The 24,234-nt window shown below is 72.4% G+C and carries 22 protein-coding genes; 9 read left to right on the top strand and 13 right to left on the bottom strand.

Annotated elements, in window-relative coordinates:
- Positions 1-635 precede the first annotated feature (635 nt).
- Positions 636-2,027, bottom strand: a complete 1,392-nt coding sequence (locus V2J63_RS13325; protein ID WP_331231536.1) for an NAD-dependent malic enzyme — start codon at positions 2,025-2,027, stop codon at positions 636-638.
- Between the two features lie 230 nt (positions 2,028-2,257).
- Between V2J63_RS13325 and V2J63_RS13320 the strand changes: the two genes are divergently transcribed.
- Positions 2,258-2,824, top strand: a complete 567-nt coding sequence (locus tag V2J63_RS13320; protein ID WP_331231535.1) for a DoxX family protein — start codon at positions 2,258-2,260, stop codon at positions 2,822-2,824.
- 119 nt (positions 2,825-2,943) lie between these two features.
- On the opposite strand, the gene gatB is transcribed toward V2J63_RS13320, so the two are convergent.
- From gatB to V2J63_RS13300, 4 genes are read right to left on the bottom strand one after another with little or no spacing between them, the layout of a single operon-like run.
- Positions 2,944-4,455, bottom strand: coding sequence for an Asp-tRNA(Asn)/Glu-tRNA(Gln) amidotransferase subunit GatB (gatB, locus tag V2J63_RS13315; protein WP_331231534.1), 1,512 nt, complete (start codon positions 4,453-4,455; stop codon positions 2,944-2,946).
- The gene (gene gatA, locus V2J63_RS13310; protein ID WP_331231533.1) at positions 4,452-5,990 is read right to left on the bottom strand and encodes an Asp-tRNA(Asn)/Glu-tRNA(Gln) amidotransferase subunit GatA; all 1,539 of its coding nucleotides are present in this window, start codon (positions 5,988-5,990) and stop codon (positions 4,452-4,454) included. The genes gatB and gatA overlap by 4 nt, the downstream gene beginning before the upstream one ends.
- On the bottom strand, positions 5,987-6,286 hold the full coding sequence (gene gatC / locus V2J63_RS13305) for an Asp-tRNA(Asn)/Glu-tRNA(Gln) amidotransferase subunit GatC (protein ID WP_331231532.1): 300 nt from the start codon (positions 6,284-6,286) through the stop codon (positions 5,987-5,989). The genes gatA and gatC overlap by 4 nt, the downstream gene beginning before the upstream one ends.
- Before the next feature lie 35 nt (positions 6,287-6,321).
- Entirely contained in the window at positions 6,322-6,780 is a 459-nt protein-coding gene (locus tag V2J63_RS13300; RefSeq protein WP_331231531.1) for a pilus assembly protein CpaE, read from the bottom strand.
- Positions 6,781-6,908: 128 nt separating this feature from the next.
- Between V2J63_RS13300 and V2J63_RS13295 the strand changes: the two genes are divergently transcribed.
- Positions 6,909-8,156: a phospholipase D-like domain-containing protein gene (locus V2J63_RS13295; protein WP_331231530.1), complete on the top strand. Its 1,248-nt coding sequence runs from the start codon at positions 6,909-6,911 to the stop codon at positions 8,154-8,156.
- 60 nt (positions 8,157-8,216) lie between these two features.
- Here the strand turns inward: V2J63_RS13295 and V2J63_RS13290 are convergent, their stop codons facing one another.
- From V2J63_RS13290 to ehuB, 7 genes are all read right to left on the bottom strand, one after another.
- A complete protein-coding gene (locus V2J63_RS13290) occupies positions 8,217-9,314 on the bottom strand; it encodes a MupG family TIM beta-alpha barrel fold protein (protein WP_331231529.1) in 1,098 nt (365 codons plus the stop codon).
- 10 nt (positions 9,315-9,324) lie between these two features.
- Positions 9,325-9,867, bottom strand: coding sequence for a GNAT family N-acetyltransferase (locus V2J63_RS13285; protein WP_331231528.1), 543 nt, complete (start codon positions 9,865-9,867; stop codon positions 9,325-9,327).
- 65 nt (positions 9,868-9,932) lie between these two features.
- Positions 9,933-12,320 (bottom strand): NAD-dependent DNA ligase LigA, encoded by a 2,388-nt coding sequence (gene ligA / locus V2J63_RS13280; RefSeq protein ID WP_434056336.1) that lies wholly within the window; start codon positions 12,318-12,320, stop codon positions 9,933-9,935.
- A 164-nt stretch (positions 12,321-12,484) separates the two neighbouring features.
- Positions 12,485-13,264 carry an ectoine/hydroxyectoine ABC transporter ATP-binding protein EhuA gene (gene ehuA, locus V2J63_RS13275; RefSeq protein ID WP_331231527.1) on the bottom strand — a complete coding sequence of 260 codons (780 nt, stop codon included), beginning with the start codon at positions 13,262-13,264 and terminating at the stop codon, positions 12,485-12,487.
- Positions 13,251-13,901, bottom strand: coding sequence for an ectoine/hydroxyectoine ABC transporter permease subunit EhuD (gene ehuD / locus V2J63_RS13270; protein WP_331231526.1), 651 nt, complete (start codon positions 13,899-13,901; stop codon positions 13,251-13,253). Before ehuD ends, ehuA begins: the two co-directional genes overlap by 14 nt.
- Positions 13,898-14,620, bottom strand: a complete 723-nt coding sequence (gene ehuC, locus V2J63_RS13265; RefSeq protein ID WP_331231525.1) for an ectoine/hydroxyectoine ABC transporter permease subunit EhuC — start codon at positions 14,618-14,620, stop codon at positions 13,898-13,900. The genes ehuD and ehuC overlap by 4 nt, the downstream gene beginning before the upstream one ends.
- A gap of 10 nt (positions 14,621-14,630) precedes the next feature.
- Positions 14,631-15,560, bottom strand: coding sequence for an ectoine/hydroxyectoine ABC transporter substrate-binding protein EhuB (gene ehuB / locus V2J63_RS13260; RefSeq protein ID WP_331231524.1), 930 nt, complete (start codon positions 15,558-15,560; stop codon positions 14,631-14,633).
- A gap of 481 nt (positions 15,561-16,041) precedes the next feature.
- Here ehuB and V2J63_RS13255 point away from each other — a divergent pair, with 481 nt between their 5' ends.
- From V2J63_RS13255 to V2J63_RS13235, 5 genes are all read left to right on the top strand, one after another.
- Positions 16,042-16,779 (top strand): SOS response-associated peptidase, encoded by a 738-nt coding sequence (locus tag V2J63_RS13255; protein WP_331231523.1) that lies wholly within the window; start codon positions 16,042-16,044, stop codon positions 16,777-16,779.
- The gene (locus V2J63_RS13250) at positions 16,780-18,024 is read left to right on the top strand and encodes a sensor histidine kinase (protein ID WP_331231522.1); all 1,245 of its coding nucleotides are present in this window, start codon (positions 16,780-16,782) and stop codon (positions 18,022-18,024) included.
- Positions 18,021-18,734 (top strand): response regulator transcription factor, encoded by a 714-nt coding sequence (locus tag V2J63_RS13245; protein WP_331231521.1) that lies wholly within the window; start codon positions 18,021-18,023, stop codon positions 18,732-18,734. Before V2J63_RS13250 ends, V2J63_RS13245 begins: the two co-directional genes overlap by 4 nt.
- Positions 18,735-19,050: 316 nt before the next feature.
- Entirely contained in the window at positions 19,051-19,851 is an 801-nt protein-coding gene (locus V2J63_RS13240) for an ABC transporter ATP-binding protein (protein ID WP_331231520.1), read from the top strand.
- A 23-nt stretch (positions 19,852-19,874) separates the two neighbouring features.
- Positions 19,875-22,463, top strand: coding sequence for an ABC transporter permease (locus V2J63_RS13235; protein WP_331231519.1), 2,589 nt, complete (start codon positions 19,875-19,877; stop codon positions 22,461-22,463).
- Between the two features lie 71 nt (positions 22,464-22,534).
- Here the strand turns inward: V2J63_RS13235 and V2J63_RS13230 are convergent, their stop codons facing one another.
- Positions 22,535-22,945: a hypothetical protein gene (locus tag V2J63_RS13230; protein WP_331231518.1), complete on the bottom strand. Its 411-nt coding sequence runs from the start codon at positions 22,943-22,945 to the stop codon at positions 22,535-22,537.
- A gap of 237 nt (positions 22,946-23,182) precedes the next feature.
- Here V2J63_RS13230 and V2J63_RS13225 point away from each other — a divergent pair, with 237 nt between their 5' ends.
- Together V2J63_RS13225 and V2J63_RS13220 are read left to right on the top strand one after the other, a co-directional pair.
- The gene (locus tag V2J63_RS13225) at positions 23,183-23,431 is read left to right on the top strand and encodes a WhiB family transcriptional regulator (RefSeq protein ID WP_331231517.1); all 249 of its coding nucleotides are present in this window, start codon (positions 23,183-23,185) and stop codon (positions 23,429-23,431) included.
- 113 nt (positions 23,432-23,544) lie between these two features.
- Positions 23,545-24,132 carry a DedA family protein gene (locus tag V2J63_RS13220; protein ID WP_331231541.1) on the top strand — a complete coding sequence of 196 codons (588 nt, stop codon included), beginning with the start codon at positions 23,545-23,547 and terminating at the stop codon, positions 24,130-24,132.
- The last annotated feature ends 102 nt before the right edge of the window (positions 24,133-24,234 follow it).

The following is a 24,234-nucleotide window of genomic DNA, read 5'->3' as shown; positions in this document are numbered from 1 at the left end:
CCCCGAAGGGAACCCAGCCTCGATCTGGCACGACACCCACCCCAGGACGGGGCCCGAGATGAGCATCAACCAAAAACAAAACATAAGCCCCGACGCACCCGAACCACCCACCCGAAGGGCAAGCAGAACCAAGCAACGCCAGGACATTTGGCATCAAAAACTTGGCACACTGTTGAGTTCTCAAGGAACAGACGCACACCGCCCAGACCCAGCACAACCGCGCCAGACCCGATCCGGGGCAACCTCTCTAGCCTACTCACACCCGTCCTAGCCGGTCAAATCCGCTTGTTCCTGCGGTTCTGGCCACCTTGACGCATGTGTTCGTACGATCCCACCCGGAGTCGCCAGCAGAAGCTGGTCTTCTCTTGTGTGGGCCCCGTGGGACCGGCCACCGGCTCGTTGAGCCATCCTGGTGTCCGTGCCTCCCTCAGCGGGTACCAGAACTATAAGCAGCGTCGGAGTGGGGGGTCAAGTCCAACGGAGAGGCCCCACGAGGGGCCCTAGCGCCCGAGATTCCGCCGTTCTTGCCCTCTGCTGAGCCACAGATGTCGTTCAGTGTGACCTGCTCCACAGGCCGGGTCGTGAGGCCGCCAGCACGTCCGCACATGGTGCGGGCCAGCTCGCGGCGCACCGGCTCAGCGGCTGGGGCCGTCGCACTGCTGGCGGATCGCCTCCGCGACCGCCTCCGCGACGCGGGGGTCGAAGACACCAGGGATGACGAAGGCGGGGTTGAGCTCGTCCGGGCTGACGACGTTCGCGATGGCGACCGCCGCCACGCGCAGCATCTCCGGCGTGATCTCCCGGGCGCCGGCGTCGAGCAGCCCCCGGAAAAGGCCGGGGAAGGCGAGCACGTTGTTGATCTGGTTCGGGTAGTCGCTGCGCCCGGTCGCCACGACGGTCGCGTGCGCCGCGGCGTCGATGGGATCGACCTCCGGGGTGGGGTTGGCGAGGGCGAAGACGATCGCGTCCTCGTTCATGACGGCGATGTCCTCCCCCGAGAGGATGTCTCCCGCGCTCACCCCGATGAAGACGTCCGCTCCGGCCAGGCCCTCGCGGAGGGTGCCGGTGAACCCGTCGGGGTTGGTCGTCTCCGCGAGCCGGCGACGGTGGGGGTCGGTCTGCCCGTCCCCGGCGTGGACCGCGCCGTCGCGGTCGAACCCGACGATGTGCGTCGCCCCCTGCGCCTGGAGGAGGCCGATGATGGCGGACCCCGCCGCGCCCACGCCGGCGACGACGATCCGCACCTCGGACATCTCCTTGCCGACCACCCGGAGCGCGTTGAGCAGCGCAGCGAGCACGACGATCGCCGTGCCGTGCTGGTCGTCGTGGAACACGGGGATGTCGAGCTCGGCGCGCAGGCGGTCCTCGATCTCGAAGCACCGCGGAGCGGAGATGTCCTCGAGGTTGACTCCGCCGTACACCGGGGCGATCGCCTTGACGATGGCGATGATCTCCTCGGTGTCGGTCGTGTCCAGGCACACGGGCCACGCGTCCACGCCCCCGAACTGCTTGAACAGCGCCGCCTTGCCCTCCATGACCGGCAGCGCCGCGCTCGGCCCGATGTTCCCGAGGCCCAGCACCGCCGTCCCGTCCGTGACGACGGCGACCGTGTTGCGCTTGATCGTCAGCCGGCGGGCATCCTCCGGCTTCTCCGCGATGGCGAGGCACACGCGCGCCACCCCCGGGGTGTAGGCCCGGGACAGGTCACGGCGCGTGCGCAGCGGGACCTTGGGGCGCACCTCGATCTTGCCGCCGAGGTGCATGAGGAACGTCGAGTCCGAGACCTTGAGGACGGTGACCTCATCGAGCGCGTTGAGCGCGGCCTCGACGCGTGCGCTGTGGGCGCCGTCGACCGTGTCGCACGTGATGTCGACGACGAGCGACGTCGTCGTCGAGTGAGCGATGTCGACGCCCGTGACGGACGCACCGGTCGCGGCGACCTCCGAGACGAGCTCGCTCGTCGCGCGCTGGGTGGCCGGCGCCTCGACGCGCAGGGTGATGGTGTAGCTCGGGCTCGGCAGGACCATGCAGCCGATCCTCTCGCGCGTTCCTGCCGACCGCGCCTCGGCGCGCCGCACGCGCGCCCCGCATGTCAAGCCCGGCGGCCGGGCAATCTTCCGGTGCCGTACCGCCGTTCTGGGGGCGCCGACGATGTCCTGGCCACCGAGTGGGACGTAAGCCCCAGGAATCGGGACAACTCGGGCGCCAGTGTTAGTACCACGAGCTCCACCCCCGCCTCAGCTCTAGGAGAGCAGCCATGGCCACGACAACTACCCCCGTCTCCCGTCCGGCCGCGACGACCGGCAAGCCCATGTTCATGGAGGACATCGTCCGCACGCCGCTGGCGCGCAAGACGCTCGCCGTCGCACGCATCGTCATCGGCTGGGTCTTCCTCTGGGCCTTCCTCGACAAGCTCCTCGGCCTCAGCTTCACCACGGCCGCCGAGAGCGCCTGGATCCGCGGCGGCACTCCCGCCCAGGGCTACCTCGACAACGCCGTGTACGGGCCCTTCGCGAGCTTCTTCCAGCTCTTCTCGAACCCGATCGGCGACGTCCTCTTCATGCTCGGCCTGCTCGGGATCGGCGTCGCGATGATCACCGGCGCCGGTGTCAAGATCGCCGCGATCACCGGCACCCTCCTCATGGTCTTCATGTACCTCGCGGCGCTGCCCTTCATCTCCGGCTTCCACGGCACCAACCCGATCACCGACTCCCACTGGGTCGAGGCGCTGCTCCTCATCACCGCCGCGGTCACGCTCTCGGGCGACCAGTGGGGCCTCGGCAAGTGGTGGGCCACCAAGGTCGGCAACAGCTGGCTCCGCTGAACCGGTCCTCCCGCGCCCTCGGGGCGGGTGAGCACCCCGGCGACGACGAACGGCCCCGGTCCGCGAGGACCGGGGCCGTTCGTGCGTCGGCACCCGTCGTCGTCGGGGGTGCCGCGGGCTCAGCCGATGCGCTCCATGATGAGCTGGCGCACGCGCCCGGCGTCGGCCTGGCCCTTCGTCACCTTCATGACCGCGCCGACGATCGCACCCGCCGCCTGGACCTTGCCGCTGCGGATCTTGTCCGCGATGTCCGGGTTGGCCGCGAGCGCGTCGTCGATGGCGCCGATGAGCGCGCCGTCGTCGGAGACGATCTCGAGGCCACGGGCGACGACGACCTCCTCCGGCCCGCCCTCGCCGGCGAGGACGCCGCCGAGCACCTGGCGCGCGATCTTGTCGTTGAGGCGCCCATCCTCGACGAGCCGCGCGAGCTCGGCGACGTGCTCCGGCGTGGCCGCGATGTCCTCGAGGGCGATGCCCTCGTTCTTCGCCGTGCGGGCGAGCTCGCCCATCCACCACTTGCGGGCGGCGGCAGGCGTGGCGCCCGCGGCGACGGTCGCCTCGATGAGCTCGGTGGCACCGGCGTTGATGACGTCACGCATCTCGGCGTCCGCGTAGCCCCAGTCCTCCTGGAGGCGACGACGGCGCAGGGCCGGCATCTCCGGGAGCGACGCACGGATCTCCTCGACCCACTCGCGGCTCGGCGCGAGCGGCACGAGGTCCGGCTCGGGGAAGTAGCGGTAGTCCTCCGCGTCCGACTTCACGCGGCCCGGCGACGTCGTGCCCGTGTCCTCGTGCCAGTGCCGGGTCTCCTGCGTGACGGTGCCGCCGGCGTCGAGGACCGCCGCCTGGCGGGAGATCTCGTAGCGCACGGCGCGCTCGATCGAGCGGAAGCTGTTGACGTTCTTCGTCTCGGTCCGGGTGCCGAGGGGGGCGTCGGGGCCGGGCCGCAGCGAGACGTTGATGTCCGCGCGGACGTTGCCGCGCTCCATCTTCGCCTCGGACACCTTGAGCGCCCGGAAGAGGTCCCGCAGTGCCTGGACGTACGCGCGCGCCACCTCGGGCGCGCGCTCGCCCACGCCGGTGATCGGGTGCGTGACGATCTCGACGAGCGGCACGCCGGCACGGTTGTAGTCGACGAGGGAGTACTCCGCGCCGTGGATCCGGCCGTCCGAGCCACCGACGTGCGTGTTCTTCCCGGCGTCCTCCTCCATGTGCGCGCGCTCGATCTCGACGCGGAACGTCGAGCCGTCCTCGAGCTCGATGTCGAGGTAGCCGTCGTGCGCGATGGGCTCGTCGTACTGGGACGTCTGGAAGTTCTTCGGCACGTCCGGGTAGAAGTAGTTCTTCCGGGCGAAGCGGCAGGTCTCGGCGATCCCGCAGTTGAGCGCGAGGCCGATACGGATCGCGTACTCGACGGCGGCGGCGTTGACGACCGGCAGCGCACCGGGCAGGCCGAGCGAGACGGGCGTGACCTGGGCGTTGGCCTCGGCGCCGAACGAGGCCGGGGCGCCGTCGAACATCTTCGACGCCGTACCCAGCTCGACGTGGACCTCGATGCCGATGACCGGGTCGAAGCGGGCGATGGCGTCGTCGTAGTCGACGAGCTCGGGTGCGGACTGTGCGGTGCTCATCGCACGGCCTCCTTCGTCGGGGAACCGTCGGTCCGGGGCGCGAGCTCGGGGGCGCTCGCGAGCAGGGGGCCGCCCCAGGTCTCTTCGAGCAGCCGCTCGAGGGCACCGCCGACGCGGTACAGGCGGATGTCCTCCCGCACCGGCGCGAGGATCTGGAAGCCCACCGGCAGGCCGTCGTCGCTCAGACCGCTCGGCAGGGACAGTCCCGGCACGCCGGCGAGGTTGGCCGGGATCGTCGCGACGTCGTTGAGGTACATCGCCATCGGGTCGTCGACCTTCTCCCCGAAGCGGAAGGCGGTGGTGGGGGCCGTCGGCGAGACGAGGACGTCCACCTGGACGAAGGCGGCGTCGAAGTCGCGCTGGATGAGGGTGCGGACCTTCTGCGCGCTGCCGTAGTAGGCGTCGTAGTAGCCCGCCGAGAGGGCGTACGTGCCGAGGATGATCCGGCGCTTGACCTCGTCGCCGAAGCCGGCGCCACGGGTGGCGGCCATGACGCGCTCCGCCGTCAGCGGTCCGTCCTCGGGCTCGACCCGCAGGCCGAAGCGCATGCCGTCGAACTTCGCGAGGTTCGAGGACGCCTCGGCGGGGAGGATGAGGTAGTAGGCCGCGAGTGCGTAGTCGAAGCTGGGGCAGGAGACCTCGACGATCTCCGCGCCCGCACCCCGCAGGAGCTCGAGCGCGGCGGTGAAGCTCGCCCGCACGCCCTCGGCGTAGCCCTCGCCGCCGAGCTGGCTGACGACGCCGACACGCACCCCGCGCAGGTCGCCGTGCCGGGCGGCGGCGACGAGATCGCCGACCGGGGCGTCCAGCGACGTCGAGTCACGCGGGTCGTGCCCGCCGATGACCTCGTGGAGGAGCGCCGAGTCGAGCACGGAGCGGGAGACCGGACCGGCCTGGTCGAGGCTCGAGGCGAGCGCGATGAGGCCGTAGCGGGAGACGCCGCCGTAGGTGGGCTTGACCCCGACCGTGCCGGTCACAGCCGCCGGCTGGCGGATGGACCCTCCGGTGTCCGTACCGATGGCGAGGGGCGCCTCGAAGGAGGCGACCGCGGCCGCGGACCCGCCGCCGGAGCCGCCGGGGATCCGCTCGAGGTCCCAGGGGTTGCGTGTGGGACCGAACGCGGAGTGCTCGGTGCTCGAGCCCATGGCGAACTCGTCGAGGTTCGTCTTGCCGAGGATGGGCATCCCGGCGGCGCGGAGGCGTTCGACAACCGTCGCGTCGTACGGCGGGATCCAGCCCGCGAGGATCTTCGACGCGGCCGTCGTCGGCTGCCCCTTCGTCACGACGATGTCCTTGACGGCGATCGGGACGCCGGCGAGCTCGGCGAGCGCCTCGCCACGGGCCCGGCGCTCGTCCACGTCGTGCGCCGTGGCCATGGCCTCCTCGCCGTTGACGTGGAGGAACGCGTGGACGTCCGGCTCGACGGCGGCGATGCGCTCGAGGTGGGCACTCGTCACCTCCGCCGAGGACACCTCGCCCGCGCGCAGGCGCTGGGCGAGGTCGGCGGCGCTCAGCCGCGTGAGGTCGTCGCTCATGCGTCCTCCCCGAGGATCTGGGGGACGAGGAAGCGCCCGTCCCGGCTCGCGGGAGCGCCGGCCATGACCTCGGCGACGGGCAGCGGCCGCTCGACGACGTCCGGGCGCATGACGTTCGTCAGCGGGATCGGGTGGCTCGTGGCGGGCACGTCGGCGGTGGCGATCTCGCTGACCCTGGCCACGGACGAGGCGATGACGTCGAGCTCGCCGGCCAGGCGGTCGACCTCCGCCCCCGTGAGCTCGATGCGGGCCAGGGCGGCCACGCGGGCGACCTCGGCTGAATTGATGGTGGACATGGGCCAGGAGTCTAGTGCTCCCGGCTCGGGCACCCCTAGACGGTCCGGTCGCGCGAGTGCTGGCCGGAGGCGTCGCCGGCCGGTGCCCCGGAGGCTCCCGTGAGGTGCGCCAGGAGAGCGTGGGCGTAGGCGTCGGCGGCGTCCCGCGCGGCGGCCGTGCGCGCCTCGCCCACCGTGCCACGCGCCTCGACCCAGAAGATCCCGTCCTCGAGGGTGAGGCTGCGGAAGGCGTTCCCGAGCTCGGCGCGGAGCTGCTCCTCGCTCGGCAGCCACAGCGCCTCGTCGAGCGCGAGGGAGTCGAGTGCCCACTCCGTCGTGCCGTTGAAGCCGAGCACGGTGCCGGTGGAGTACCGGCGGGCCTCGACGACCATCTCCGAGAGCGTGAACACCTCGCCGACGACGTCGGGCTGCTCGATCGTGAAACGGTCCCCGGGGGCCGGGTCCCACTCGAGACCGGCGTCGCGCAGGGCACGGGCAAGCTCGATCGCAACCATGGACCGAGTATCACCGGGCGCGGGACGCGCGGCGAACGGGCCGGCGGACCGGGCCGCCCCGTGCTCGGCCGCGCCGCCCCCCCCCCGGCCAGCGCCGGTCCGCGACGCCCTGCCCTAGGTTGGTCGTCATGTCCCGCACGCGCCTCGCCCGACTGCCCGTCAAGACGCTGCTGTGGGCAGGTGGTGCCCTGCTGGCCGCGCAGGTGGCGGTCATCGGCACGCTCGTCGTGGTCGACTCCCTCCGCAAGCGTCGCGAGCCCGCCCCGGGGAAGTTCCCCCGGACGGAGCCGACGACGATCCACGTCGCCGGTTCGGAGCTGACGACGTACACGTACGGCGTCGACCTGTACTCGGCGATGCTCGAGGCGATCCGCGGCGCGAAGAAGCACATCTACTTCGAGACCTACATCTGGAAGGGCGACGAGGTCGGGACCGAGTTCAAGGACGCCCTCATCGCCGCCGCCGAGCGCGGGGTCGACGTCCGGGTGGTCTACGACTCCTTCGCCAACGCCGTCGTCCCACCCAGCTTCAAGCGGTTCCCCGACTCCCTCCACGTCCTGCCGTTCCCGTTCTTCCGCCCCGGGCTGCTCATGCTCAACCCCCGCCGCTCGGGCCGCGACCACCGCAAGGTCCTCGTTGTGGACGGCGACGTCGGCTTCGTCGGTGGCTACAACATCGGCTCGCTCTACGCGACGGGTTGGCGGGACACGCACCTGCGGGTCGAGGGGCCGGCCGCGTGGGAGCTGGAGAACGCCTTCGTCGACTTCTGGAACGCCCATCGGCGAGCCAAGCACCCCGAGCTCGAGGACCGCGGTGCCCGGGCGTGGGACTCGCGCATCAAGGCCGCGCGCAACTCGCCCTCGGTCATGCTCTTCCCGGTGCGGGGCATGTACCTCGAGGCCATCGACCGTGCCCGCGACCGCATCCTCATCACGCAGGGCTACTTCATCCCGGACCCGGAGATCCTCGCCGGCCTGCTCACCGCGGCGCGCCGGGGGGCGGACGTGCGCGTCCTCGTGCCCGAGGTCTCCAACCACGTCGTCGCGGACTGGGTGGCGCGCGGCTACTACAGCCAGCTCCTGGGCGGTGGCGTGCGGATCTACCTGTACGAGAACGCGATGGTCCACGCGAAGACCGCCACGGTGGACGGGCGGTGGACGACGATCGGCACGACGAACATCGACCGGCTCTCGATGACCGGCAACTTCGAGATCAACCTCGAGATCTACGACCGCGACCTCGCGGCGCACATGGAGGACGTCTTCGCGACGGACCTGACGAACGCGCGCGAGCTCACCCACGCCGAGTGGGAGCAGCGCCCGCTCGCGGCGCGCATCGGCGAGTCGATCCTGCGCCCGCTCGGCCCGCTCCTGTAGCGACGAGGGCTCGAGCACCCCGCCCCGAACGCGAGCACCCTGCCTGGGCGCGAGAAGGGCTCAGACGAGGCGCAGGCGGACCTTGCGGCCGGGGCCGATGCGCTCGAGGAGGTCGAGGTCCTCCGGCACGACGTGCCCGACGACGTTGACGCTCGGGTCCGCCGGCAGGGTGACGCGCTGGAGGGCGATCTCGCCCTTGTAGCGCCCGGCGTCGTCGTTGTCGACGGTGACCGAGCCGGCGACCCGCTCCGCCGTGCCCACCACCGGGATCGAGGCGTCGGCGAGCGCGCCCCGAGCGCTCTCGAGGCGGACCATCGCCGCGGCGTCGTCCGTGCGGTTCCGGTCCGGCGTGGTGAGCTGGTGCCGCACTCGGTCGGGGACGTCCCCGCTGAGGCGGACCTCGAGCTCGACGACGTCCTCGAGGACGAACGCCCGCCACGCCCGGCGGGTGCGCTCCGCCAAGGAGGGGTCCCCGACGAAGACGTCATCGATCCCGAGGGCCTGCAGGTCGATCGCCGCCGCGACGGGATGGGTCCAGCGGTGGCGCTCGAGCGTCGGGAGGCCGTGCCCGAGCGGGAAGCGCCGGGCGCCGTCACCGGGGACGAATGCCTGCACCGTGAAGCCGAACTCCTTGAACATCGCCGTCTGCTCGGCGACGAAACCGTCCGCGAGGCCGCTGTGGAGCTTGGGGTAGAAGTTGTGGGAGATGCCGACGTCCTCGGTCCGCATGCCCATCGCCACGAGCGTCTCGAAGTCACCGCGCGTCGCGGTGCTCGCGTTGAACCACACCGGGATCGAGTGCGAGAGCCGGGCGATGTCCTCCATCGCGATCCCGTAGTCCACCCGCAGGGCGTGGACGCCCCACGCCCGCATCTCCCCCGCCGTCGTCACGTCGAGGCCGACGGAGGCCAGCGACGGCCCGGAGATGTCGACGACGAGCTTGAGACCCGCCCGGCGGGCGAGGTCGCCCACCCGCCGCATCCGCGCCCCGAAGTCACCCTCCGGCTCCTCGGGCACGTGGAGCGAGCCGAAGAGGTACTCGAAGCCGTCCTCGCGGGCCGTCGCGCACACCTCCTCCGCGACGTCGAGGTGGCGGAAGTAGGCCGAGACGCCGTAGGCGCGCGGGGCGGGTGAGGCGGACGGGGCGGGCACGGTCATGCGGGGTTCCTCACGATCGGTGGAGACGGGCGGGGACGGGGAGGCGGTAGACGCTCAGGAGGGGCGCGGTCCCCGCGGCCACGGCCTCCGGGTCCCAGTCGCCGGTCCAGTCGCGCTCGGGCACGCGCTCGAGGCCGAGGCGCGTGTAGAGCCGGTGGGCGGCGGGCATGACGTCCATCGTCGACAGGACGATGGCGTCGAAGCCGAGCTCCTCCGCGGTCTCGGCGCTCGCACCGAGGAGCGCCTCGGCCACGCCCTGGCGCTGCGCGGCCGGGTCGACGGCGAGCATCCGCAGCTCCATCTCCCCGTCCCGTCCCACCTCGGCGTACGACGACCCGGGTGCGACGAGGGTGATGCCGCCGACGACGCGCCGGCCCCGGTAGGCGGCGAGGACGATCGTCTCCCGCATCCGGGTGGCGACGTCACGCAGCTCGGTCACGTACGGGTCGTCCGGTGCGAGGATGCCGCCGTCGAGGTAGGCCGCGGCGGTCAGGGCGCCGAGCGCGTCGGCGTCCTCGGGGCGGACGGGGTGGACGAGGAGGTCGGGGCGCACGGCGCCCATCCTCCCACCGCCGGGCCCGCTCACCCCGCCGCGTCAGGTCGACTCACCCCGCCGCATCAGGCCGACCCGGGCTCCGCCGGCGGCTCGCCCGGCACCGACCCGGGCTCCGCCGGCACCGCCCCAGCCTCGGCGGGCGGCGCGGGCGTCACGGCCTGTGGCCCGCCGGCGAGGAGCTCGACGAAGCCCGCCTCGTCGAGGATCCGCAGGCCGAGCTCGCGCGCCTTCGTCTCCTTCGACCCCGCGTTCTCGCCGACGACGACGAAGTCGGTCTTCTTCGACACCGACCCCGACGCCTTGCCGCCCCGGCCGAGGATCGCCTCCTTGGCGGAGTCCCGGGAGAAGCCCTCGAGGCCACCGGTGACGACGACGGTGACGCCCTCGAGGGTGCGCGGCAGGCTCTCGTCGCGCACGTCCTCCATCGAGACGCCGGCGGCCTCCCACGCGTCGACGATCTCTCGGTGCCACGCGTTGGGGTCCTCCGGGTCCTGCGGGTCCCCGAACCACTCGACGATCGAGTCCGCGATGGTCGGGCCGACGCCGTCGACCGCGGCGAGCTCCTCCGCGCTCGCCGCGCGGATCGCCGCCATCGACCCGAGCGCCCCCGCGAGCGCACGCGCCGCCGTCGGGCCGACGTGCCGGATGGACAGGGCGACGAGCACCCGCCACAGCGGCTGCGCCTTCGCCTTCTCGATCTCGGCGAGCATGCGCAGGGTGTTGGCCGCTGGGACCGCGGGCTCCGTGCGGGCCTCGCGCTTCGTCGTCGCCCGGAACTGCTTGCCCTCGTTCCAGAAGAACCGGCGCAGCTCCCACCGGCCCGTGGCGACGCCGCGCTCGCGCACCTCGCGCCAGACCCGCACCTCCGCGAGGGCCTCGGCGGTGAGGTCGAAGATCCCGGCCTCCGAGGTGAGCACCGGGGCCTGGCGCGGCGGCAGGTCCGCACCGGCCGCGGCGGCGCGCTCGCGGTCCGCCTCGGGGTCGGTGAGTGCGAGCGCGGCCTCGTCGCCCAGGGCCTCGATGTCGAACGCTCCGCGGGAGGCGACGTGGGCGACCCGCTCCCGCAGCTGCGCCGGGCAGCTGCGGGCGTTGGGGCAGCGCACGTCGACGTCACCCTCCTTGGCCGGCGCGAGGGTCGTGCCGCACGAGGGGCACTCCGTCGGCATGACGAACTCGCGCTCCGAGCCGTCACGCAGGTCGACGACGGGCGCGACGATCTCCGGGATGACGTCACCCGCCTTGCGCAGGACGACGACGTCCCCGATGAGCACGCCCTTGCGCCGGACCTCGTTGGCGTTGTGGAGGGTAGCCAGCTCGACGGTGGAGCCGGCGACGAGGACCGGCTCCATGACCCCGTAGGGCGTCACCCGCCCGGTGCGCCCGACGTTGACGCGGATGTCGAGCAGGCGGGTGTTGACCTCCTCCGGCGGGTACTTGTACGCGGCCGCCCAGCGGGGGGCGCGTGACGTCGACCCGAGGCGGCGCTGGAGGGCGAAGTCGTCGACCTTGAGGACGATGCCGTCGATCTCGTGCTCGACCTCGTGGCGGTGCTCGCCGTAGAACGCGATCATGGCCTCGGCCTCGGCGCGGGACGTGACGAGCCGGGTGTGGGTCGAGACGGGGATGCCCCAGTCCGCGAGCGCCGCGTACATCTCCGACTGGCTGCCGAACGCCCGGGCCGGGGCATTCTCGCCCCAGTCGACCTCTCCGATGCCGTGGGCGATCATGTCGAGGCGCCGCGAGGCCGTCACCCGGGGGTCCTTCTGGCGCAGCGAGCCGGCCGCCGAGTTCCTGGGGTTGGCGAACGGGGCCTTGCCCGCCTCGACGAGGGAGGCGTTGAGCTCGGCGAACGCCTCGACGGGGAAGAACACCTCGCCGCGGATCTCGATCCGCGCCGGGTGGCCCGTGCCGGCCAGCCGAGCCGGCACGGAATCGATCGTGCGGACGTTGAGCGTGACGTCCTCACCGGTACGGCCGTCACCCCGGGTGGCGGCGCGCACGAGCCTGCCGCCGGAGTAGAGGAGGTTGACGGCGAGCCCGTCGATCTTGAGCTCGGCGGTCATGGCGACGTCCTCGCTCCCGACCTCGGCGTGGATGCGTGCCGCCCACTCGCGCAGCTCCTCGATCGAGAAGACGTCGTCGAGGCTCTGCATGGGGCGCAGGTGCTCGACCGTGGCGAACTCGGTGGAGAACGTGCCGCCCACCCGCTGGGTCGGGGAGTCCGGGACCCGGAGGTCCGGGTGCTCCGCCTCGAGCGCCTCGAGCTCGCGGAGCAGCGCGTCGTACTCGGCGTCCGAGATCGTCGGGGCGTCGCGGACGTAGTAGGCGAACTGCGCCGCGTCGAGCCGCTCGGCGAGACCTTGCCACCGCTGCCGGGCGTCCGGGGGCGCCACCGGCGTCTGGGCGGTCTGGTCCACGGGCCGCTCGGCCGCTGCGTCGCTCGTCGTCACCGTCCCATCTTGGCCCAGGACACCCACACGGGCAGGCGGGCACCCTGCCCCGCCCTGCCCGTCCTTCGCCCCGTCTCGTTCGTCATCATGCAGGAGTGCTCCGGCACTTCGGCATGATCACGAATAAGGGAGGGCGGGAGGGGTGGCGGGCGGGAGGTAGGGAGCTAGAGCACCGCCTGGAGGAATGCCTTGGTGCGCTCCTCCTTGGGGTCGGTGAACATGACGTGCGGCGGGGCGTCCTCGATGATGCGGCCCTGGTCGAACATGAGGACGCGGTCGGACACCTCCTGCGCGAACTGCATCTCGTGAGTGACGATGAGCATCGTGATGTCGGTCGTCTCCGCGATGTTGCGCAGCACCCCGAGCACCTCACCGACGAGCTCGGGGTCGAGCGCCGACGTCACCTCGTCGAGGAGGAGGATCTCCGGGTCCATGGCGAGGGCCCGGGCGATGGCCACGCGCTGCTGCTGACCACCGGAGAGCTTGGACGGGTGGGCGTCGACCTTGTCGGCGAGGCCGACGAGGTCGAGCAGCTCCTTGGCGCGCGCCACCGCCTCGCTCTTCGAGCGGCCGAGCACGTGGACGGGCGCCTCGATGATGTTCTCCAGCACGCTCATGTTCGGGAAGAGGTTGAACTGCTGGAAGACCATCCCGATCTTCGTCGCGACCTTCGCGACCTCCTTCGGCTTGCGGGGCACACGCTTGCCGCCGCGCACCTCGTACGTGAAGGGCTCGCCGTCGATGTAGATGAGGCCCCCGGTGAGGTCCTCGAGCGTCATGACGAGCCGGAGGATGGTGGTCTTCCCCGACCCGCTGGGTCCGATGAGCGTGACGCGCTCGCCCTTGCGGACCTCGAAGTTGAGGTTGTCGAGCACGGTGACCTCACCGAACTTCTTGACGACGTTCTCGAACCGGATGACCGGTGCGGAGTCAGTAGCGGGCAAGGCGAGCCTCCAGCTTTCTCAGGAGCACGGACGTGGGATAGCTGGCGGCCAGGAAGATGAGGCCGGCCAGGGTGAAGGCCTCGACGTAGGTGAACGTGCGCGACCCGTAGTCCTCCGCCGCGTTCACGAGCTCGGGCACGAAGATGACGAAGAGGAACGGCGTGTCCTTGAACATCGAGATGACCCATGTCCCGAGGGCCGGGACCGTGGTCCGCAGCGCCTGCGGGATGACGACCTTGCGCCACGTGCGGCCCTTCGACATGGACAGCGCGGTGGCCGCCTCCCACTGGCCCTTCGGTACGTTGTCGATGCCCGAGCGGTACACCTCGGCCATGTACGTGGAGTAGTGGACGCCGAGCACGCCGATCCCGATCCACAGCCCGGGCAGGTCGGTGAACGTGTAGTAGACGAAGAGGAGCTGGATGACGACCGGCGTCATCCGGATGAACTCCATGACCCAGTGGACGGGCCGTGCGACGACCGCCGGGGCGAGCCGGCGGACCATCGCGATGACGAGGCCGAGGACGGCTGCGATGACCGAGCCGAGGACGGTGACGAGCAGCGTCACCTCGACGAAGGCGGAGAGCAGCGACGGAAGGGCCTCGGCCGCGCGCTCCCAGCTCCAGATCCCGTTCACCCGGTCACCGCCGTCGTCCGCGCGGCCCGGGGACGGAACACGTCACGCAGCGGCGGCCCGGTGCCGAGCCGGTTCTTCGCGTGGATCTCGGCCGCGTTGGCGATGAGCACGAGGACGTACGCGAGGAGAAAGTAGATGACCATCCCGACGCCGTAGGAGAAGAACGTGTCGTTCGTCTGCTGGCGCAGTGTGTTCGTCACGAAGGTGAGGTCGTGCATGAGGATGACGTAGGCCACCGCGGTGCCCTTGAGGAGCATGATCCCCAGGTTGCTCAGCGACGGGATCATGATCGCCCAAGCCTGCGGCCACACGACGCGGAAGAGTCGCCGCGACGGCGGGAGGCTGAGCGCCACGCTCGCCTCCCACTGCCCCTTGGGCACCGAGTTGATCGCCCCGCGGACCACCTCGGCGCCGTATGCCCCGTAGTTGAGCCCGAGGGCGAGGATCCCGCAGACGAGGCCGCTCAGCTCGAGACCGAAGCGCGGCAGCACGTAGAAGAAGAAGAACAGCTGGACGAGCAGGGACGTCCCGCGGAAGAACTCGATGAACACGCGGGCGGTGCCGCGCAGCAGGACGTTGCTGTGGCGCGCGGAGAGCCCGAGGAGGACGGCGAGGACGAAGGCGAGGGCGGAGCCGCCGAGAGTGAGCTGCAGGGTCACGAAGACCCCGTCAGCCACCCTCGGCAGCATCCCCTGGAGGATCTCGAGATTGTCTGCCATGGGGGGTGGGTCAGCCGATGTCGCCGGCGCAGAGGTCCTCGGTCGTGAAGTCCCCGGTCGGGCGCTCCTCAGCGGTGAAGCCCCACTCACCGACGACGTCGAGGTAGGTGTCCTCGTCCCCGACGATCTCGGCGAGCTTCTCGTTGTAGGCGTCGCGCAGCTCGGTGTCCTCGGGACGGAACACCGTGCCACCGGCCCCGAACTGCTCCTCCCCGTCGATGACGGCGACGAACGACTCAGTGACCTCGACGCCGGGGTCCTCCCCGGCGTTGTCGACCATCCAGTTGAGCGAGATGCCGGTGAGGGCGAAGACGTCCGCGCGCCCGTTGCGCACGAGGTCGAGCCCGTCCTGCGGGCCGCCCACCTGGGTGGTGTCGATGCCGAGGGAGGCGGCGTAGTCGGACTCGATGGCCCCGGTCATCGATGCCATCTGGACGTCGGGGTTGTCGGCGACGGACTGGATGTCCGTGAGGCCGTGCGGGTTGCCCTCCTCGACGAGGAGCGCCGTCGTGTACTGGAACTCCGGCTCCGAGAAGATCGCCTCCTCGCACCGCTCGGGCAGGATGGACATCCCCGCCGCGACGATGTCGAAGCGACCGGCGTTGAGGGCCTGGATGAGCTGCCCGAACTCGGCCTGGACGCCGTTGACCTCCTCGATCCCCAGCTCGTTCCAGATCCGCTCCTGGAGCGCGACGGACGCGCCCACGAGCTCGCCGCTGGAGTCCTGGAAGCTGTACGGCGCCTCGCCGGCGAAGCCGACGGTGATCGTCCCGGCGTCCTGCAGCTCGGCGAGCCTGCCACCGGCGGAAGACGTTCCGCCCGATCCGCTCGTGCCGTCCGAGCCCGCGGTCTCGGCGTTCTCCGCGTCACCCCCGCCGCAGGCGGCCAGCCCCAGAGCAAGCACCCCGGCGGTCGCGGTCAGTGCACCCTTTCGGCGCATCGATGTCGTCATCATGGTCCCCTTCGGTTGAGACGAGGAAAGCCTCCCGGCGGCGCGCGGGCGCGCCGCACCGGACGGGTCGCCCCGAGTGGTCATGGTGCGTCTCCACGCTGGCACGCACCGGCGCTGCGCTCAACCAGCCCCGGCGGTGGCGCCGCGCCCCGTCGGACGTTCGCCCCAGAGGGGCCGCGATCCCCGCCGTGGCACCGCTGCGGCCGTGCGCGCCGGGCGCCGCGGCGCCGGCTGCCGCGCCCCCCGACCGGCTGGACATCGTTACGAGCCTGCAACCTCCGCCGAGACCGTCTCACGGGACTTGACTAGTGCTTTGTGTTCGCATTGCACGCACATGACTCGAGAGACGGGTGCGTCCCCGGACGGGAACGCCCTGCCAGGCCCGGGCTGGCCTCCCCCCACGGGATGACACCAAAGATCAACCCGCCGGTTGATCCGCCGTCACCTCCCGCCTGGCACGCTGGGTGCCATGTGCGGTCGATATGCGTCCTTCCGGCAGGCCCAGGCCATCGCGGACTCCTTCGACGTCGTCGAGATCTCCGACGAGGCCGACGCCGTCCCCCCGTCCTTCAACGTCGCCCCGACGCAGCCGGTGCGCATCCTGCTCGAGCGTCCGCTCCCGGACGGGGGCGACGACCCGCTCGCGCGGCGTGCGTTCCGGCGCGAGATGCACGCGGCGCGCTGGGGCCTCGTGCCCGGGTGGGCGGCCGACCCGTCCGTCGGCGCTCGCATGATCAACGCGCGGGCCGAGACGGTGGCGGACAAGCGCGCCTTCGCGAAGTCGCTCGCAACCCGCCGGTGCGTCGTCCCCGCCGACGGGTACTACGAGTGGCGCCGGGACCCCGCGGGCGGGAAGACGCCCCACTTCGTCCACGGTGACGACGCCGCGCCCCTCGCCCTCGCGGGGCTCTACGCCTTCTGGCGCGACCCCGCCAAGCCCGAGGACGACCCGGGCCGCTGGCTCATGTCCACGACCATCCTCACCCGGGCCGCGCGCCCCGAGCTCGCCTACCTCCACGACCGGGAGCCGGTCATGCTCGGCCCCGACGCCGTGCACGACTGGCTCGACCCCACCGTCACCTCCGGCGTCGAGGCGCTCGCCGTCCTCGGCTCGGCCCGGCCGGGGGTCGAGCTCCACGCCGTCGACGCCAAGGTCGGCAACGTGCGCAACGACTCCCCGGCGCTCATCGAGCCGGTGCATCGCTGAATGGCGGCACCACCAGCCACCGAGCGGTCCTCGGCCCTGCCTTCCCGCCTCGTCGACGCGGCGTTCGCCACCCTCCTGCTCCTCTTCTTCGGGGTCGGTTCGCTCGGCCTCTCGGGGGTGGGCGACTCGACCCTCGTCGTCCTCACGACGCTCGTCATGCCCGGCGCGCTGTACTGGCGGCGCACGCGTCCCGTCGCCTCCGCCGCCGTCGTCCACGCCGGCGCTCTCACGCACCTCCTCGCCGGAGAACCCGGGCTGCCCGTCGATGCCCTCGTCCTCGTCGCCCTCTACTCCGTCACCGTCCACGGGCCGGTGTGGGCGTCCCGCGTGGCGCTCGCCAGCGCACTGCTCGGCTCGTTCCTCCTCAGCGCGTCGTTCGGCTACTTCGACCTCGGGAGCGTCCTCTTCGGCACGTTCGCCCTCGGCGCGTTCACGCTGTTCGTCTGGGCGATCGCCCTCGTCCGCCGCAACCGGGTCGAACGCGCGGAGTCCCTGCGCGAACGCGCCCGACGCCTCGAGGTCGAGCGGGACCAGCAGGTGCAGATCGCCACCGCCGCGGAACGCGCACGGATCGCCCGCGAGATGCACGACGTCGTCGCGCACTCCCTCTCCGTCGTCATCGCGCAGGCGGACGGGGGTCGGTACGCGGCGACGGCGGACCCCGATGCCGCGGTCCGCGCCCTGACGACGATCGGGGAGACCGGGCGCGCGGCCCTGGCGGACATGCGCCGCATCCTCGGCGTCCTCCGAGCGCCCGACGGCGGCCCCGACGAGCTCGCGACGGCGCCCCAGCCGATGACGGGCGACCTCGACGCCCTCGTCGAGCAGGTCCGCGGCACCGGCCTGGCCGTCTCCATGGTCCGCATGGGCGTCGAGCGCCCGCTCCCCCCCGGCGCCGGCCTCACCGTCTTCCGGCTGTGCCAGGAGGCGCTGACGAACGTCCTCAAGCACGCCGGCCCGGCCGCGTCCGTCACCGTCATGCTCCAGTGGCACCCGCAGCGGCTCGTCCTCCAGGTGGACGACGACGGCCGGGGCGCCGCCGCCGGCTCGGACGGTCTGGGGCAGGGCGTCCTGGGGATGCGTGAACGCGCCGCCCTCTTCGGTGGCACCCTCGTCGCGGGACCGCGCTCCGGCGGCGGGTTCCGCGTGCGCGCGGAGATCCCGCTCCCCGCGCCGACGACGGCGGACCTCCCGCCCCCCGACCCCGCCAGCCGCTACACCCCGCCCACGGAGGCACCCCGATGACCACACCCGCAGCCCCGCCCGAGCGCACCGCCGACGCCCCCATCCGGGTCGCGATCGTCGACGACCAGCAGCTCGTCCGGGCCGGGTTCGCCCTCGTCATCGGCTCCCAGCCGGACATGGAGGTCGTCGGCGAGGCCGGGGACGGCGCCCAGGCGCTGCGCCTGCTCGACGCCTACGCCACCGACGTCGTCCTCATGGACGTCCGCATGGCCGGGATGGACGGCCTGGCCGCGACGGCCCAGCTGGCCGCGCACCCGCCCCGCACGGGCGTCGTCCCCAAGGTCGTCATCCTCACGACCTTCGACCTCGACGAGTACGTCCTGCGCGCCATCAAGGCAGGAGCGAGCGGTTTCCTCCTCAAGGACGTCCCCCCGGAGGAGATGCTCGGCGCCATCCGCACCGTCCACGCCGGGGACGCCGTCATCGCGCCGTCGTCGACGAAGCGGCTCATCGAGCACCTCGCCACCGTCCTCCCCGACGAGCAGAAGGCCTCCCCCGCCGTCCTCGACGCGCTCACCGAGCGGGAGCGGGAGGTGCTCGTCCTCATGGCCCGCGGGCGCAGCAACACCGAGATCGCGGGCGACCTCGTCGTCGCCGAGGCGACCGTCAAGACGCACGTCGGCCGCGTCCTGTCCAAGCTCGGGGCCCGGGACCGCGTCCAGGCCGTCGTCGTCGCCTACGAGACGGGACTCGTGCGTGCCCAGGGCTGACCGCCGACCTCCTGCGCCCGTGCTCGCCCCGGCGAGGGGGCCCGAGACCGCACTCTCGTGGGCGTGAGTGCGGTTGCATGGTGCGGTCTCACCCCCGAGCGTGCGGTCTCACCCGAAGGCGTGCGGGCTCGTCCGCGACGACGCCGTCGCGCGCGAGACGGCGTACCGGCGGGCCGGCGCGTACGACCACGGGATGACGCGAAGACCAGCCCCGGGCGGGACGCCCCGGCCCTGCGCCTCGCAATAGCGTCGTTCACACCGGCACAGTGCCGGGGAGGTGCCGCGCGACGGCGCCCCGAACGAGGAGGTCTTTCACGTGAGCACACCAGCACCCGGCCAGCCGGCCCGTCCCGCGAGCGCCGGACGGCCCACTGCCGTCCGCGCCCAGGGCCTGAGCAAGACCTACGGCTCGGGCGACGTCGCGGTGCACGCGTTGCGCTCGGTCGACGTCTCCTTCGCCGCCGGGGAGTTCACCGCGATCATGGGTCCCTCCGGCTCCGGCAAGTCCACGCTCATGCACCTGCTCGCGGGCCTCGACGCCGCGACCGGCGGGCACGCCTACCTCGGGGACACCGAGCTGACCACCCTGGGCGACACGGAGCTCACCCTCCTGCGCCGCAAGCGCGTCGGCTTCGTCTTCCAGTCCTTCAACCTCCTGCCGATGTTCACGGCGCTGCAGAACATCACGCTGCCGTGCGAGCTCGCCGGGACCACGCCGGACCGCGCCTGGCTCGACATGCTCGTCGACACACTCGGGCTGCGCGAGCGCCTCACCCACCGCCCGAGCGAGCTCTCCGGCGGTCAGCAGCAGCGCGTGGCCATCGCCCGCGCCCTCATCACCCGGCCCGACGTCGTCTTCGCCGACGAGCCCACCGGCAACCTCGACTCCCGCTCCGGCGCCGAGGTGCTGTCCTTCCTGCGCACGAGCGTGCGCGAGCTCGGGCAGACGGTCGTCATGGTCACCCACGACCCCGCCGCGGCCTCGTACGCCGACCGCGTCGTGCTCATCGCGGACGGCCGCATCGCCGGGACCATCGCGGACCCGACGCCGGAGTCCGTCCTCGCTGGTCTCGACGCCCTGCGCGGCGTCGAGGTCGAGAGCGCGGTGAGCCGCTGATGCTGCGTCTCACGCTGGCGCAGATGCGCCGCAGCACCGGCCGGCTCGCCGCCGGTGCGATCGCGATCATCATCGGCACGGCGTTCATCGCCGCGGCCCTGCTCGGGACCACGCTCATCCGGGACACGAGCTACGCGGCGATGACCGCCTCGATCGGCGACGCCGACGTCATCGTCAACGGGGACCTGACCGCCGCGGACCTCACCACCGTGCGGGAGACGGAGGGGACCGCCCTCGCCGACGGGATCCTCGAGGTCCAGACCTCCCTCGGCGTCGGCGAGCGTGGCGACTCCGCGACGCTCCGGTCGACGCCGAGCCCGGGGCTCGAGACCGTCGAGCTCGCCGAGGGCACGTTCCCCCGCGCGTCGGGAGAGCTCGCCATCACCGCCGCGAGCGCCAAGCGCCTCGAGGCCGAGATCGGCGACGAGGTCGACGTCGCGCTCCAGGGAGCCAACGGCGAGGGCGAGGAGACGGGCGCACAGGCGCAGACCCTGCGCCTCGTCGGCATCCTCACCGACCCGCTCGCCCTCTTTGCCGACGCGAGCACGGCGCTCGCCGCGCCCGAGCAGCTGACGAGGTGGGCGAGCGCCGGCGGAGCCGACCTCCGCTACACGCAGATCCTCGTCGTCGCCGAGCCCGGCACGAGCGCCGAGGACCTCTCGACCGCGCTCTCGGACGCGCTCCCCCAGACGTGGACCATGACGAGCACGGAGCTCGCCGAGCAGATGACGCGGGACGTCACCGGGACGACGCTCGTCTTCACGGTCCTCATCCTCGCCTTCGGTGCGATCGCCATGTTCGTCGCGGCGATCGTCATCACGAACACGTTCCAGGTGCTCGTCGCCCAGCGCACGCACACCCTCGCCCTCCTGCGCTGCGTCGGGGCCACGAAGCGCCAGATCCGACGCTCCGTCCTCACCGAGGCGCTCATCCTCGGCGTCCTCGCGGGCGTCGGCGGCCTCATCCTCGGCGTCGCCCTCGCCCAGGGCACCCTGCTGGTGCTCGGCACGCAGGACCTCGGCCTCGGGCTGCCCGCGACGGTGCACCTCACCCCCGCCGTCGTCCTCGCCCCGCTCCTCACCGGCGCGGTCGTCACCGTCCTCGCCGCACTCGCCCCGGCGCGGGCCGCGACGCGGGTCTCCCCGCTCGCCGCGCTGCGCCCCGCCGCCCCGCCGGACGCCCGCGCCGGGTCCCGCGGGCGGCTCGTCCTCTCGCTCCTCGCCGTGGCCGGTGGCGCTGCGGCCCTCATCGGCGGTGTGCTCCTCGCCCGCAGCGATGCTGCCTCCCCGGACGACGCGCTCACGGTGGGCCTCTCCCTCGGGATCTTCGGCGGTGTCCTGTCCTTCGTCGGGGTCATGATCGGTGCCGTGTTCGTCGTCCCCGGGCTCGTCAGCGCCTTCGGCCGCGTCACCGCCCGTCTTGGCGGAGGTAGCACCGCGACCCTCGCGACGGCGAACGCCGTGCGCAACCCTCGGCGGACGGCGGCCACCGCCACCGCGCTCGTCATCGGCGTCACCCTCGTCACGCTCATGTCGACGGGGGCCGTGAGCATGCGGGCCAGCCTCGGCTTCCTCCTCGACGAGAGCTTCCCCGCCGACGTCGAGGTCCGGTCGACGGTGTGGACCGACGGGAAGGACGGCCCCCTCACGGCCACGCAGATCGAGGCGGTGCGAGGCGCCGACGGCGTCACGGACGTCGCCGAGATCCGTACCGCGCCGGTGGTCGTGACGAACCCGGCGACGCAGGAGTCGACCGCGCACACGAACGCGTCGGCGACCGACCTCGACGACGCCGCCGCCGTGCTGCGCGACACCCGCCCGCTCGAGGGCCTCGAGGCCGGCACCGTCGCCCTCGGCGGCTTCATCGCGATGAACGTCGGCGTCGAGGTGGGGGACGAGGTCGAGCTGCAGCTCGAGGTCGGCCAGCCGGACGGCTCCGCCGTCCCGGACGGCGAGGTCCTCACCCTCGTCGTCAGCTCGGTCACGTCCCCGGTCAACCTGCTCGTCACGCCTGCCACCCTCGGCGACCTCACCCCCGAGGCGCCGCTGACGACGATCCTCGCGCGGCTGGCGAGCGACGGCGACCAGGCGGCCATGGTCACCGGCATCCAGGACCGGCTCACCGCCGCGGACGCCGGTACGGCCGCCGCGACGTCACCCCCGTACGTCAATGGTCCCGCCGCCGAGCGCGCCCTGTTCGAGGACGTCATCAACACGCTCCTCGCCGTCGTCGTGGGGCTGCTCGGGGTCGCCGTCCTCATCGCCCTCATCGGCGTGGCCAACACGCTCTCCCTGTCCGTCATCGAGCGGCGGCGCGAGTCGGCGCTCCTGCGGGCGATGGGCATGACACGCCGGCAGCTGCGCGTCATGCTCGCCACCGAGGGCGTCCTGCTCGCCCTCGTGGGCGTCGTCATCGGCATCGTGCTGGGCATGGTCTACGGATGGGCCGGCACGGCCGTGGTCCTCGGGCAGTCCGGGGGCGTCACCCTCGCCGTGCCGTGGGTGCACCTGGGTGCGGTCGTCGTCGTCGCGGTGCTCGCCGGCCTGGCCGCCTCGGTGCTGCCGGCACGCAGCTCGGTGCGCACCCCGCCCGTGGTGGCGCTCGCCGCCTGAGAGCCGGGTCGGGGGCGCGCGCCGGTCCGGCCGGCGCGCGCGCCGTCCCCCTTACCCCCGCCCCGCTCGGGTCAGACCACCGCGCGGGGCGGGACGCCGGAGTCCGTCCACGCCCGGGCCGGCGGCGCGAGGAGCCCGGCGGCGACCGCCACCGGCACGACGACGAGCACGAGGGCGACCCACGTGGCGAGCAGGCTGAACTGGCTCACGCCGATGGCGAGGAGGAGCAGCTGCCACGTGAGGACCGGGCCGCGACCCCAGCGCCGCCCGGCGTGCAGGGCGCGGATCGCGCCGACGAGGAGGACGGCGAGCCCGAGGAAGAAGACGGCCATCGCGACCGTTGTCCCCATCTGCTGGGCCCGTCCGGCGAGCGCCTCGACCACGAGGCTGACGGCGAGCGCACCCATCGCGCCCACCTCGACGAGCACGAGAACGAGCGCGAGGCGCAGGACGAGCGGCGGGCGGGCGGCATTCTCGGGCACGCCCCGACTGTACGTCCCCCCGCGCCCGCCCGCGTGGGCCACTCATGCGGCGAAACCGTCGCTGAACTGCTCGGATGTGACCCACCCCACGCGCCTGCGAGCAACATTCCCGGGGTGGAACCCCTTGTTTGGGACGAGTCCACATGTGAAGGTTGTAACCAGCAGTTAACACACCGTCTCGGACACGCTGCTTCCCCGTCATCTCGCGTGTCCGACGTATGCCCAGAAGGAGCTGTCATGGACTGGCGTCACGATGCTGCCTGCCTCACGGAAGACCCCGAGCTGTTCTTCCCGATCGGGAACACAGGTCCGGCGCTCGTCCAGATCGAGGAGGCCAAGGCCGTGTGCCAGCGCTGCCCCGTCCTGGACACGTGTCTCAAGTGGGCCCTCGAGAACGGTCAGGACGCCGGCGTCTGGGGCGGGCTGTCGGAGGACGAGCGCCGCGCGCTCAAGCGCCGCACCGCCCGGGCCCGCCGCGCCAGCTGAGCACCTTGCCGCTTCCCCCCTCACCCCTGGGCGCCCTCGTGGCCCCGGGGGTGAGTCGTGCCGCCGAGGCCGCACCCGAGCTCGGCGGGGTCGCCGGCTGGGCCGTCGACCTCATGGAGACCCTCGGCGGTCCGGGCGCCGGGCTCGCGATCGCGCTGGAGAACCTCTTCCCACCGGTCCCGAGCGAGGTCATCCTGCCGCTGGCCGGCTTCACCGCCAGCCAGGGTGACCTCGGTCTCGGCGAGGTGCTCGTCTGGACGACGATCGGCTCCGTCGTCGGCGCCCTCCTCCTGTACGGGCTCGGCGTCTGGCTCGGGCTCGACCGGCTCCGGCGCGCCGCGGACGCGATGCCGCTCGTCAAGGTCTCCGACGTCGACGCGACCGCCCGGTGGTTCGCCAGGCACGGCACGAAGGCCGTGCTCCTCGGTCGCATGCTCCCCATCTTCCGGAGCCTCATCTCGATCCCGGCGGGCCTCGAGCGGATGCCGCTCGTCGTCTTCTCTCTCCTCACGCTCGTCGGCAGCGCCATCTGGAACGCCGTGCTCGTGCTGGCCGGCTACTACCTCGGCGAGCGGTGGGCGGAGGTCGAGCAGTACGCGGGCATCCTCAGGTGGGTCGTCCTCGCGGGTGTCGCGGCCGCCGTCGTGTGGTTCCTGTGGAGCCGGACGCTCGGTGCCCGGCGGGACGGCCCGACCGGCTGAGCGGCGCAGCCCGGCTGCGGTGCGGCCGAGGTGCGCGCGGTGCGGTGCGGGGATTGACTGGGGCGGCTGATCGACGCTCGCCCCCACCGCCGGGGGCGTGCC

Source organism: Georgenia wangjunii (genome assembly GCF_036421975.1).
GTDB classification, from domain to species: domain Bacteria; phylum Actinomycetota; class Actinomycetes; order Actinomycetales; family Actinomycetaceae; genus Georgenia_A; species Georgenia_A wangjunii.
Note: the sequence above shows the minus strand (reverse complement) of the source record. Positions and strands in the feature narration are given on the sequence as shown.

Coding starts and splice junctions, on each gene's coding strand:
- V2J63_RS13290 (WP_331231529.1), bottom strand. CDS start 9,314: ATGACCGTGCCCGCCCCGTCCGCCTCACCCGCCCCGCGCGCCTACGGC.
- gatA (WP_331231533.1), bottom strand. CDS start 5,990: ATGAGCGACGACCTCACGCGGCTGAGCGCCGCCGACCTCGCCCAGCGC.
- V2J63_RS13300 (WP_331231531.1), bottom strand. CDS start 6,780: ATGGTTGCGATCGAGCTTGCCCGTGCCCTGCGCGACGCCGGTCTCGAG.
- V2J63_RS13235 (WP_331231519.1), top strand. CDS start 19,875: ATGCGCCGCAGCACCGGCCGGCTCGCCGCCGGTGCGATCGCGATCATC.
- V2J63_RS13225 (WP_331231517.1), top strand. CDS start 23,183: ATGGACTGGCGTCACGATGCTGCCTGCCTCACGGAAGACCCCGAGCTG.
- V2J63_RS13255 (WP_331231523.1), top strand. CDS start 16,042: ATGTGCGGTCGATATGCGTCCTTCCGGCAGGCCCAGGCCATCGCGGAC.
- ehuC (WP_331231525.1), bottom strand. CDS start 14,620: ATGGCAGACAATCTCGAGATCCTCCAGGGGATGCTGCCGAGGGTGGCT.
- gatB (WP_331231534.1), bottom strand. CDS start 4,455: ATGAGCACCGCACAGTCCGCACCCGAGCTCGTCGACTACGACGACGCC.
- ehuB (WP_331231524.1), bottom strand. CDS start 15,560: ATGCGCCGAAAGGGTGCACTGACCGCGACCGCCGGGGTGCTTGCTCTG.
- V2J63_RS13295 (WP_331231530.1), top strand. CDS start 6,909: ATGTCCCGCACGCGCCTCGCCCGACTGCCCGTCAAGACGCTGCTGTGG.
- V2J63_RS13320 (WP_331231535.1), top strand. CDS start 2,258: ATGGCCACGACAACTACCCCCGTCTCCCGTCCGGCCGCGACGACCGGC.
- V2J63_RS13250 (WP_331231522.1), top strand. CDS start 16,780: ATGGCGGCACCACCAGCCACCGAGCGGTCCTCGGCCCTGCCTTCCCGC.
- V2J63_RS13220 (WP_331231541.1), top strand. CDS start 23,545: ATGGAGACCCTCGGCGGTCCGGGCGCCGGGCTCGCGATCGCGCTGGAG.
- gatC (WP_331231532.1), bottom strand. CDS start 6,286: ATGTCCACCATCAATTCAGCCGAGGTCGCCCGCGTGGCCGCCCTGGCC.
- V2J63_RS13325 (WP_331231536.1), bottom strand. CDS start 2,027: ATGGTCCTGCCGAGCCCGAGCTACACCATCACCCTGCGCGTCGAGGCG.
- V2J63_RS13245 (WP_331231521.1), top strand. CDS start 18,021: ATGACCACACCCGCAGCCCCGCCCGAGCGCACCGCCGACGCCCCCATC.